The organism is Moorena sp. SIO1G6 (assembly GCF_010672795.1).
GTDB lineage: Bacteria > Cyanobacteriota > Cyanobacteriia > Cyanobacteriales > Coleofasciculaceae > Moorena > Moorena producens.
The window spans coordinates 26,844-37,339 of record NZ_JAAHFZ010000064.1; the positions used below are offsets into that span (position 1 = coordinate 26,844).

At 44.2% G+C, this 10,496-nt stretch carries 12 protein-coding genes; 4 read left to right on the forward strand and 8 right to left on the reverse strand.

Features of this window, described 5'->3' with window-relative positions; translation table 11 throughout:
• Positions 1 to 128 precede the first annotated feature (128 nt).
• From F6K63_RS31465 to F6K63_RS31485, 5 genes are all read right to left on the reverse strand, one after another.
• Positions 129 to 1,121 (reverse strand): poly-gamma-glutamate biosynthesis protein PgsC/CapC, encoded by a 993-nt coding sequence (locus F6K63_RS31465; RefSeq protein ID WP_287314214.1) that lies wholly within the window; start codon positions 1,119 to 1,121, stop codon positions 129 to 131.
• The gene (pgsB, locus tag F6K63_RS31470) at positions 1,082 to 2,449 is read right to left on the reverse strand and encodes a poly-gamma-glutamate synthase PgsB (protein ID WP_287314216.1); all 1,368 of its coding nucleotides are present in this window, start codon (positions 2,447 to 2,449) and stop codon (positions 1,082 to 1,084) included. Before pgsB ends, F6K63_RS31465 begins: the two co-directional genes overlap by 40 nt.
• 37 nt (positions 2,450 to 2,486) lie before the next feature.
• The gene (locus F6K63_RS31475; RefSeq protein WP_287314218.1) at positions 2,487 to 4,862 is read right to left on the reverse strand and encodes a CapA family protein; all 2,376 of its coding nucleotides are present in this window, start codon (positions 4,860 to 4,862) and stop codon (positions 2,487 to 2,489) included.
• A 383-nt stretch (positions 4,863 to 5,245) separates the two neighbouring features.
• On the reverse strand, positions 5,246 to 5,995 hold the full coding sequence (locus tag F6K63_RS31480) for a hypothetical protein (protein WP_008185600.1): 750 nt from the start codon (positions 5,993 to 5,995) through the stop codon (positions 5,246 to 5,248).
• Positions 5,996 to 6,364: 369 nt separating this feature from the next.
• Positions 6,365 to 6,496 carry a hypothetical protein gene (locus F6K63_RS31485; protein WP_267872049.1) on the reverse strand — a complete coding sequence of 44 codons (132 nt, stop codon included), beginning with the start codon at positions 6,494 to 6,496 and terminating at the stop codon, positions 6,365 to 6,367.
• Positions 6,497 to 6,702: 206 nt separating this feature from the next.
• Here F6K63_RS31485 and F6K63_RS31490 point away from each other — a divergent pair, with 206 nt between their 5' ends.
• The 4 genes from F6K63_RS31490 (at position 6,703) to F6K63_RS31505 (ending at position 8,799) form a co-directional block, all read left to right on the forward strand.
• The gene (locus F6K63_RS31490) at positions 6,703 to 6,948 is read left to right on the forward strand and encodes a hypothetical protein (RefSeq protein WP_154659828.1); all 246 of its coding nucleotides are present in this window, start codon (positions 6,703 to 6,705) and stop codon (positions 6,946 to 6,948) included.
• Positions 6,945 to 7,436 (forward strand): GUN4 domain-containing protein, encoded by a 492-nt coding sequence (locus F6K63_RS31495; protein ID WP_008185602.1) that lies wholly within the window; start codon positions 6,945 to 6,947, stop codon positions 7,434 to 7,436. The genes F6K63_RS31490 and F6K63_RS31495 overlap by 4 nt, the downstream gene beginning before the upstream one ends.
• Positions 7,437 to 7,611: 175 nt before the next feature.
• Positions 7,612 to 7,797: a hypothetical protein gene (locus F6K63_RS31500; RefSeq protein WP_071986894.1), complete on the forward strand. Its 186-nt coding sequence runs from the start codon at positions 7,612 to 7,614 to the stop codon at positions 7,795 to 7,797.
• Between the two features lie 18 nt (positions 7,798 to 7,815).
• A complete protein-coding gene (locus F6K63_RS31505; RefSeq protein WP_008185604.1) occupies positions 7,816 to 8,799 on the forward strand; it encodes an ABC transporter ATP-binding protein in 984 nt (327 codons plus the stop codon).
• Positions 8,800 to 8,848: 49 nt separating this feature from the next.
• Here the strand turns inward: F6K63_RS31505 and F6K63_RS31510 are convergent, their stop codons facing one another.
• The 3 genes from F6K63_RS31510 to F6K63_RS31520 form a co-directional block, all read right to left on the reverse strand.
• A complete protein-coding gene (locus tag F6K63_RS31510) occupies positions 8,849 to 9,061 on the reverse strand; it encodes a RelB antitoxin-like protein (RefSeq protein ID WP_008185606.1) in 213 nt (70 codons plus the stop codon).
• A gap of 78 nt (positions 9,062 to 9,139) precedes the next feature.
• On the reverse strand, positions 9,140 to 9,442 hold the full coding sequence (locus tag F6K63_RS31515; RefSeq protein WP_008185608.1) for a DUF433 domain-containing protein: 303 nt from the start codon (positions 9,440 to 9,442) through the stop codon (positions 9,140 to 9,142).
• Positions 9,443 to 9,601: 159 nt separating this feature from the next.
• Positions 9,602 to 10,213, reverse strand: coding sequence for a Uma2 family endonuclease (locus F6K63_RS31520; protein WP_287314220.1), 612 nt, complete (start codon positions 10,211 to 10,213; stop codon positions 9,602 to 9,604).
• Positions 10,214 to 10,496 lie beyond the last annotated feature (283 nt).

The window sequence follows — 10,496 nt, forward strand, 5'->3', positions numbered from 1 at the left end:
CCTCAAGTAGCACCTCAAGTAGCGCTAATCGCTGATAACTGAATGCTTACGTTCGCGTAGCGTGCGCGTAGCGCATTAGCTGATAGCTGATACGCGACACGCTGATAGCTGATAGCTTATGGTCACATTTAAAATAAAAACGCTATCTTATTTGCTAATACATGAATAACAATTGCCACCAAACCAATAAGCGTCATATACTTTACCCCTCCTTGTTTCCAATACAGTAGGGCATCATTCACCAAGGATATCATAGCAATTACAACTAATAAATTTAAGCCCCGGAAGGGAACTAATGTCGGATTAAAGAGCAGTACTAATAATTCCACACCCCAAACATAGACTACACTCATAAATAACACTAAACTATAACGATTAAGTCCTATGATCAGGCTATAGCGAGAAATAAACCAACTTAAAGTACCAACTAACAGGCATCCCAGCAAAAAAGCCACCGCACTAAGGGGTTGCATTAACAAAGCAGCAGCAGCGGAAAGAACAATATAACCACCGGATCGTACTGATGACTTTTGGTAAATCCAGTAACCTAAGAGCAGTACTATCCCAAATTGAAACATCGGATAATTGAACTCAATATCCAGTTGATCGGCATAGGCAGGATGAACAATATTAAAATCGAGATCGAGCCAAGACCAACCCAGCCAATAAATTGTCGCCACTATTCCCCCTGTAAATAGGGTAGTGATACCAATACCTTGTAGAACCTTCAACCGCTTCTGTTTAAGCCAACTAAAGGCAATGATAGCGGGGAGCAAACTACCGGTCAGACTATCCTGGGATAATTCCATCCAGCCTAAGCTGTCGTATAGGATGGCAATCGGATAAACTGAAAATAGGGATATCATTGCCAAAATATACATTGGTGTTCGAGGTTTGGACGATTGTTTAAAGTAGCATTGATAAAAAGCATATAAAACAAACGCCAATCCAATTAAGCTAATCCCCCACATCGGCGACAAGATTAGGCTTACCACTAAAAGCCCTGGAACAATAATTCCCCCTGGGATTACCCCTTCAGTTTTTTTGTAATGAAGGGCTGAATAAGCCCCAATCAGCAAGGCTAAACGAGTGATTTCTGACGTATTGATGGTTTCGAACATACCTTTTTTTTGAATCGTTTCTGTTTGAATCGTTTCTGTTTGAGTCGTTTCTGTTTGAGTCGTTTCTGTTGGTTCCTTTGCTGTTTGTTCTTTTTCTGTTTCGGTTTTGGTACTGCTTCCAATTTCGGAGCCTGGACTAAGGTTTGGAATAAACTTAAGAGTTCTTGTGCTTGAGGAGTATGGATATTGACAGCTCCCACCAACAGAATCTTTTGCTCCGTTATGATTTCAGTAATTTGGGTTAGTAAGGTCGTCCCAGGAGCATCTTTAAACGGAGTAGAGTCACCCAGTAACACTAAACGTTCTGGTTCACTGGCGAATAACTTTTGTACTTCTGCTTCGCAGCTTCCGATAGTAACCACTCGATCAAAGCTCAAGCTCTTAGCAAGATTGGCGAATAACGCTACTCGTGGTAGTCGATCGGAACGGTTGTTGAGTAAAACCACTTTGGCGTGGTCAGGATATTGGTTAAAAATGCGATCGCAAAGTAAATTAAAGCTTTCCCTGTCGTTGACCGCAAACAAGTTAGCCCAAACGATGCCAGTATCTCGCCAATTAAAGGATTCCAGTTTCAGAGCACTCTCATCATTGAGAGTCTGCCACATAGCCTGAACCGCCCGTTTACGAGGAACTCCCAATAGCTTTCCTACTTCTAGTGCGATCGCAACATTATCTTCTATAGCCACAGCACTAAATCCTTTCAGGTCTTCAGCCATCACGTCACTAGCATTAGCTGCAATCAATTTAGCGCCCCTTTGTTTAGCTTCCCTGTTGAGAATATCCAGTAATACAGGTTTTGATTCAGCCGTGATCACAATACCATTTTCAGGAATAGTCACTGCTAGGGAATGGGCAATTTCTTCCAAGCTCTCCCCTAAATATTCTGGATGGTCATAGCGAACATTAGTAATGATGCTAATGTGAGAGCGCATCACTTTTTTTTCCAGCCATTCCGCATAGACTGGGTTAATCGCCATACATTCCATCACCACCGCTTCTACCTGCTGGCGAAAAAAATAGCGCATCACTGCCACTTGCTCGTTAACATTGGCATAGCCTTTTCGCGGCCAAATAGACTCTTTACCATTGGGATGGAGAATATGGGTAGTGCTACCAGTAATCTTGCCAAACGTTTTATACCCTGCTGCCCTAACAACTGCTGCCACATAGCGGGTCACCGTGGACTTACCTCGAATGCCATTAACATGAACGCGATACAGAATTTGATCCCGTTTTTGACTAAATTGCCAATAGGAAACAAGTAAATATAAAATGTAGACTACTAAGCTGGCTAGAGTCAGTAAAAAAGGCAAAGCCTCCTTGAACATCTCAAACTTAAGCCTCCCAATGATTCACTACCAATATTTAAGACTGAGGCTGAAAAGCTCGAAAGGTTAGGTGCAGTTTCACTAGACCAGAGGTCCCAGTCAACCGTAAAAAGTCAAGGGCATGAGGCACCGAAAGCTGAATCGGATTGTTCAGATAATGGGGCTTTTCCCAACTGACACAGGCAAAGTCATCGAACATTGCTAGCCCCTTTCCTTCTTGGGGAGGATAGTGACGCAACCAGAGCATCACAGCACGAGGATTATCTCTTTTAGGATTGGCCACCTGCTCCTTTGGCTTATCCTCAGGCATTGCTAAGTCTACCACAATCCGTTCCCAGTCAAAAGTATGACCAGGGTGAGTAAATACAGTCCTATCCCCAAACCCTTGCTCCCCTTCACTGGCACGATAGCGGACTTTCAGCTCTATCGGACCGGCATTTTCCCCCCGTACATATCCCACCATCGTCAGGTCTTTCTGAGGGCGATCAAGGGCATCTCCAAATACCCGTATCCGATGACGAAAAGGAACCACAGCCACCTCACGATTGCGATGCGATCGCTCTAGACAAATCCCGGTGATACCTCGATAGGCTCCTTGATAACAGGGAAAGGATGTCTTCCCTGTCGTAGATACCCCCCAGCGGTTGAGGTCTTGTTCATTGGAGTCCATGTCCCAATCTTCTGCCTCACCAAACCCCATTAAATCCCGCCCTAAACGGAGTTGAGAGACGTCACCAGCGCTGACTTGCACCTGATATAGAGAGGCTTCACTCGGAGCCAGCCCCCGCAAATCCACTACTCCCCAGCCATCTTGATTGATCATGACCGGAACATCTATACTGTAGTCTTGAATACTGTAGTCTTGAATGCTGACATCAGATCCATCAGCCCCTTCCACAGAAACCCAGCCCCGATTTAGATAGGGATAAACCAGCACTCCATCCTCAGAAAACTCCCCAATCCTCCGGATAAACCGATTGGCTAGGTCTCCCCCTATCAGTTGAGGACGATAGTCTTCCAAATAAATCGGAATAACCTGGAGCCTCCTCACCTCTTCATCCTCGATATCCACCAAGGCTACCAATTCCAGTAAGGTCTCCAGGCGATCGGAATCAAACACCAAGTTACCAAGGCTATAAAATAAAGGCACACCCTGACGAAACCCTAAGCCTTGAGCCACATGGGGATGGTGTCCCACCACTAGCCCTGCTCCAGCACTCGCCACTTGGTCTATCAGACCCCTCCCATAAGAAGTGGGGGCATAGGTGTATTCAGTACCAGTGTGGACTTGGACAATCGGGAAACGCCCTTGCTCTCGTTCCTGGGCAATTAGGGATTTTACTGTTGCTATGTCCCGCAAGTCTGCTGCACCCCCCTGATGGTCGCTAGCCACAAACTGTAGGGGTTCTCGATAGCGATCGCCTGCAATGGAGGTAAAGGAAAATAGGCTGTAATTGGTATTGCCCAATTGTCGGTGATCGGGTTCCTGGGCTGCATGTGGGGTAAGTCCAGCGCCACTGTAGGCCAGGCCAATAGTTTGTAACTGCTCCAGAGTGGTAGTCAAACCAGAAGCTAAGTAGTCCCAGAGGTGATTATTCCCTAGAGCGACATAATCAACCCCTAGTTTGCGCAGCTGGCGGACTGATTCAGGAAGGGTAAAAAAACTATAGGGTTTCGCCCAGTGGGGGGTCGTCGGGTCATCCAGGACAGGGGTTTCCAGATTGACACTACGAAAATCACTGACCTTAGCTTGGAACAGAGGCTGTAAACCTTCTAACACCTTGGCACTGCCCCGTCTCGGATGGGATGCTTGAATCAGCGCATCAGGGTTATTTTTAGGAATCCGATTGCGGGGGGTATTCTGTTCTGGGTCGAGAAACCGCCTACCCATTGCTACGTCTCCCCCGAACAGAAGCCTGGCCTCCGAATCTGTCCGTTTTACCAGGGCAATCGGCTCTACTTCCACTTCCGAAACTGTCAGGGGTAAGGCCAGAACTAGAGGAATCACTTCCTGGTAATAGTCAGGAGCATCAATTTCCAACAGGGCATTATGACGGGGCATCAACATAAAGCGATACTGCCCTGATGGATTAGTAATTGTTTCTGCTTGCCCTAGGCGAACCGGAATATTACCCAGAGGCATACCCCCCGTTCCCAGGATTGTTCCCTGCACCTGGAGGGGGGTATGGTGATACTGACGGCCTAGATTAATTTCTTGAACGACTAAGGTATTTAACCATTCCCGGAGAGACCAGGCTTGGGCTGATCCAGGGTAAGGCCATAAAGTGAAGCACAGGACTATTACAAAACAACAAACTCCTCCACCTACTGCACGGATAGTGAATTTTCTAGGCCACTTCCTAGGCCATTGCATCAGATTCGCCAGCATCTCCCTTAGTGCTACAATCCACATTTACCACTTCAAAATGTAGTATTTATAATTACAGCAATCAAAAGAAGAATCATGACTAAAAAAACCTCAAATAGAATCTAAAACAATGCCTTTATCATAGTTTAAGCTTGTAGCTGGTAGGGTGGGCAAAAACAGTTTTATTTTTTTTATAATTGTAAATTATATTACTTTTCTCTACCTACTTTAATCGCTATTTTATTTACACGCAAGTCCCTAAAACAATTCCGTGATCACAGTTTAAGGGCGCGGTATTATATCATGATTCGTGACTTAATACAAAAATAAATATATAACGTTTCTGTTACTGATCAGGTAGATACAATGTCTTGATGCAGTGTTGATATACCTACTGCATCAAGACTCCCTATTCCCTACTAATTCCCTTAAAACAGACTAGAACCGATCCTTCTCTTAACCACTAATCCTAAGCCCAGAAAGCCCAGAGCCAGTAGACCCTGAGACGAAATCGGTTCAGGCACTGGCACTGCTAGAGGCAGTGGACCATTACCTGTCCCGGATTGGCTATCATTCTTAGCCGTGAACGTCCCAAATGGACCGATGGGGGGTTGTGTGGTTTGCCAAAAGAAAGAGATCGTTTCTGGAGTGTCAGCATTAGTACTCCAATCTGCTCCACCCACAACGCTCCAGACGAGAGTGCCATCTTGATCAAACTTGATTGAAAACTCCCCACTCGGTCCGAGTGCCTGCTTAGCTTCCCCAAAGCTATAGCCCGCAACGCCTGTAAAGCCTTCAGCTTTGAACTGCAACCCGAACTGATTGACATCATCAAACCCAAGTAAACCATCCGGTTGAGGGAAGGGGGGATCGTTAGGAAAGTCTACACCAGGGGTAACTTTGTGTATATAAGTGTAGATGGTTCCCGGTGGATTTAGGGGCGGCACACAACTCAGAAAACCAACAGGACAAGAAACGCTACTGGTCAAGTCCCCCAGGCTGTTGCCGTCACCATTGATCAGGGATGCATCTACTGTCGGACCCACTGGTCCTGTGATGGTTGCTCCCAGGGTCAGGTCGTCAAGGTTGATCGGGGTAATCGACGCAGCACTAACCCCTTTTGCCGAAAGATCGAACACACTCATTGCGATCAATGCGATCGCTAATTTACTAGTCATGATTATTTTTCCTCAGTAAAGTTTTCAAGTAAGCATATGCCCTACGCGCACGCTACGCGAACAGCAATCAGCATTCAGCATTCAGCTATTAGCCTATGGGCTACACGCACGCTGCGCGAACATTACCGTAGCCAACGGCTGACGGCTGACGGCTGAATGCTTACGATTAACCGAAGGCTTACCTCTTTTCTTATTAACAGTTTGCTACTCCTCAAGTAGCGTGCCAATAGCGCATAAGCACCTGAAGTAGCTTGGGCATTAGCTGATAGCTGAAGGCTTACAACTGTAAGTATCGATTTCAACGTGATGGCTGATTTTTATGGCCAAGGGTATTTTATCTGTAAATCCAGCAACATTTAGAACATTTAATTAAAATTCATTAAACTCTGAATTATGTAAATGTTGAGCAAAGGGAGCAGGGAGCAGGGAGTAGGGAATCGGGAATCGGGCATCGGGCATCGGGAATCGGGCATCGGGCATCGGGCATCGGGAATCGGGCATCGGGAATCGGGCATCGGGAATCGGGAATCGGTAAAAAATTCTGTGTAATTAATGGGTATTAAAATTGCTAGATATTAATATAATTAACTCTAACACAAAACGATATTTTAAGTTATACAGTCCTGATGGATTAGCTGATTTTTAATCGCACATTAAATAAAAAAAATACAATTAAAATCTTGAAAATTACAATCGTAATAATTACAATGATTACAGCGTTTTTAATAACTATAAAGTACATAGGTGCGCTCTTACCATTAAGAATTAAATTCTCCACGGGTCGCACCTCACGATTTTTTCCTGTTCCCTATTCCCTGTTCCCTATTCCCTGTTCCCTATTCCCGACTCCCGACTCCCGACTCCCGACTCCCGACTCCCGACTCCCGACTCCCGACTCCCGACTCCCGACTCCCGATTCCCGATTCCCTACTCCCTACTCCCTAAACTTATGACTAATCTAAAAATAGACTACACTCACCTTAAGACCTTATTGATGGAAGTGCAGTGGAAAGCTGCTGATGCGGAAACCAAAAAAATTGTATTATCCATAGCTAAAACCATTAGACAACAGCAGGACGTTACTAAAAAAGAGCAAGAATGGCTTCAAGGGTTAAATTATCTCAGAGAATCCGACCTAATAGACTTTCCCTGCGACGATTTGGTAACACTCAATCATCTTTGGGAGCAGTATAGTCAAGGTCATTTTGGATTTAGAGTACAATCTCAATTGTGGCAGCAAGTTAGTCAAGATTATAATAAATTCGCCGATCTAGTAGGATGGCGCAATGGTGATGCCGATTCTTGGCATTATTATTCTCACTTAACCTTTAGTTTAGACGCTCCTAAAGGTCATTTGCCCGCTGCTATATTTTATGCCGAAGAATCCGCTATTGGTTGGGCAGCAACTATTAAAAATAGATGTGATGAATGCTTGTTATAGAATTAGGGAGTAGGGAGTAGGGAGTAGGGAGTAGGGAGTAGAAAACTATGAAATCTACGATAGCGCTTTTCCTCTAGCATTTATATAGCGTTTATCATAGCGATGAGGTACAAAGGGATCCCCCTAAATCCCCCTTAAAAAGGGGGACTTTGAGGTACACATTATTTTTTCCCTCTTGCCTCTTGCCTCTTGCCTCTTGCCTCTTGCCTATTGCCTCTTGCCTCTTGCCTATTGCCTCTTGCCTATTGCCTCTTGCCTCTTGCCTCTTGCCTCTTGCCTATTAACTGCTCCCTGCTCCCTGCTCCCTACTCCCTATTCCCTATTCCCTATTCCCTGTTCCCTTTGCTATAAACTATACTAAAATACTCAATTTTTTCCCTTGTCACCAATCCTAGACCTTCGTAATCTAGAAACACGCTTTTTCACCCCAGCTGGTACTGTCCATGCTGTCAATGGTATTTCCTTCCAGGTCAATCAAGGGGAAACCCTCGGGATAGTTGGTGAGTCAGGTTCTGGTAAAAGTATCACCGCCCTGTCGATTATGGGACTAATCCCCTCTCCGCCTGGAAAGATTACCAATGGTGAGGTCATTTTTGAAGGGCGTGACCTCCAAAAGCTTAGTGAGGGGGAAATGCGGAAAATCCGGGGTAACCGTATCGCTATGATTTTTCAAGACCCCATGACTTCCCTTAACCCAGTACTAAAGGTAGAAAGGCAAATTACTGAAGCGCTACGGTTACACCAAGGAATGACCCGAGAGCAAGGACGATCTAGGGCAATTGAACTCTTAGAATTAGTGGGAATTCCTGGTGCAGCGGAACGGATTAGTAACTATCCCCACCAATTTTCTGGAGGGATGCGCCAGCGAGTCATGATTGCCATGGGATTAGCCTGTAATCCCCAGTTGCTGATTGCGGATGAACCTACCACTGCTTTGGATGTGACCATCCAAGCCCAAATTGTAGAATTAGTCAAGAAACTGCGCCAGGAAATTGGCATGGCCGTGATTTGGATTACCCATGATTTGGCGCTATTGGCGGGATTAGCGGATCGGATTTTAGTGATGTATGCCGGTCAAGTAGTAGAACAAGCATCGGTGATGGAAATCTATAAAAATCCTCGCCATCCCTATACGATTGGTTTACTCAACAGTATTCCCCGTCTGGATGAACAGCGCCAAGAGCGTTTGCAGACCATTGAAGGGTTACCACCAGATTTAACTAATTATCCCCAAGGTTGTCCCTTTGCTGCTCGTTGTCCTTTCGTGATTGATAAATGTTGGCAGAACGATCCCACCTTGGAATTAGTAAGTGTTGACCATGAAGTGGCTTGTTGGGTGAAGCCAGAGTTGAATGGGAGGTAAGCATATGCGCTACGCGCACGCTGCGCGAACAGCAGTCAGCAGTCAGCGGTCAGCTTAAAATAAACCTTCCGTATGATTCCTCCAAGTATTTTAGTGCGGCTTCACGGTCTAACAAAGGAGTTAGCTTAGCCTCATCCATCGCTTGGTTTAGACAATAATCTTCTAATCTTTCTGATAACTCATCTAAAGAAATGTTTTCTTCTGGAAATAACTGTCGCCACACTTCAATTGATTTTAAAATGCTATATATAGAGATATTCATAGTAATAATGTACAGATATTTTTGATCTTATCTGTTCCCTATTCCCTATTCCATAAAATAATAATTGTCTGGGGCATCTTACTGCTTTAACTTTTGCTGAACCAAGGACGGTGTTTTTTCTTGCATATCACGGGCAAATTCTTCATCCTCACGAATCTGTTGCCTGATTTCCTCAAAATGGTCATGATAATAGGCTAAAGCAGCATAGACATCCGCTAGGGTAATAGTAGGGTATTGTGAAACAATTTCATCCGGCGACAATCCTATTCTTTCGTGCCAAATGACAATATCCTCAACCCGAATACGATGACCGGCAATGCGAGGCTTGCCACCACAAACCCCCGGTGTAATTTCAATATGCTTTGATATGACACTACTCATGTTGTATCCTATTTATACACTGGTTTTACAATTATATATAATTTGTCGCAGTTATGAGGTACACTTTTCAACCTCAAACTCCCCCTTTTTAAGGGGGATTTAGGGGGATCCATTTGTCCATCATGACTACGATAATTGCTATATATCTAACAATAATATCTAAATTCGACTCGATGCCAAAATCTGGTTAGCAGTTAAACTAAGATTCGGAAAGACTTTGGAAACAAGACCATCATCATTTCGGAATAATTGTTTTTGATACTCATCATCTACCAAAGTGCAAATTGTAATGGTTGGTTGTTTAGGTTTACCAATATAATCTCTACCACCAATGCCCAGATAATCGACAATCCAGTATTCAGGCACACCTAGTATGGCATAATCTTCAACCTTACGAGCATAATCGTTCTGCCAGTTTGTGCTAACAACTTCAACAACAAGCTTGATTGAGGTTCCCAACGTAATCACAGGCTCTTTTTGCCATAATGGTTCATTTACGAGCCGAGTTCTATCTAATACAATCACATCAGGACGAAAAGCTGTTTGGGTAGCTAAAAGTTTGATCAGACATCGGTAGGGAATAACATAATCTGGGTATCCTCGGTCAATCTCCACATTTAACTTCCGTCCCACAAACCCTGCTACTTCCTCATCAGGTCCCGTAGCTTCTATCTCAATTAATTCCCCATCGATTAGTTCATAGCCTTCGTTGTCACCATACTGGGTAATAAACTGATCAACAGTTATAAATGTTGGTAAAGCTTGAAGCATTACAATCGAACTCCTTATCTGTGTCAAATCATGCTGGTAGTGGTAAGCCGGTATTATCAATTCTTAAATCCTAATGGTAAATCGTGGTGGATACAAAATCTATAGCGTTTATTCGATTTATCAGCTACAGTTATCAACCTCAAAGTCCCCCTTTTTAAGCTATGCTTTATAAACATCTTTCTTAACATAAAACTTGACAAAAAGAGTCAAGTGTGCATAGAGAGGCGATCGCCCTAAATTGACAAAAAGAGTTAAGTGTGTATAAGAGTGCGATCGCTAATCT